The sequence below is a fragment of the Ferrovum myxofaciens genome, from assembly GCF_000735045.1.
Lineage (GTDB): Bacteria > Pseudomonadota > Gammaproteobacteria > Burkholderiales > Ferrovaceae > Ferrovum > Ferrovum myxofaciens.
This window is the reverse complement of the sequence record NZ_JPOQ01000432.1, coordinates 1-253: the sequence shown is the minus strand read 5'-3', so window position 1 is coordinate 253 and position 253 is coordinate 1. Positions and strand designations below refer to the sequence as shown.

At 50.2% G+C, this 253-nt stretch carries 1 pseudogene; it reads right to left on the bottom strand.

Annotation, left to right across the window (positions count from 1 at the left end):
- Nucleotides 1-249 (bottom strand): annotated as a pseudogene (locus IV91_RS0114410) (IS66 family transposase); the annotation flags it as partial.
- Nucleotides 250-253: the final 4 nt, after the last annotated feature.

Genomic DNA, 253 nt, shown 5'->3' with positions numbered 1-253 from the left:
TTCCAAGGTGCCCAGTTCCAGAATTTTTCGATAGCATTTTAGCAATCGGGCATATTCCCTATCATCAAGGCATTTCTTCTCGCAATCAGAAACGCGCTTGTAGGTGGCCTGCAGCAGGCGTTTCATCCGGCGCGCCCATCGATAACGATTGGTCTCCACCACGAAAGTCAGTTCTCTCAACAGGTGCGAACCGCATAGGCCATGCCCGCAGTTTGAGTAACTGAAATAGGATGCCCAGCAATCATGGATAAGC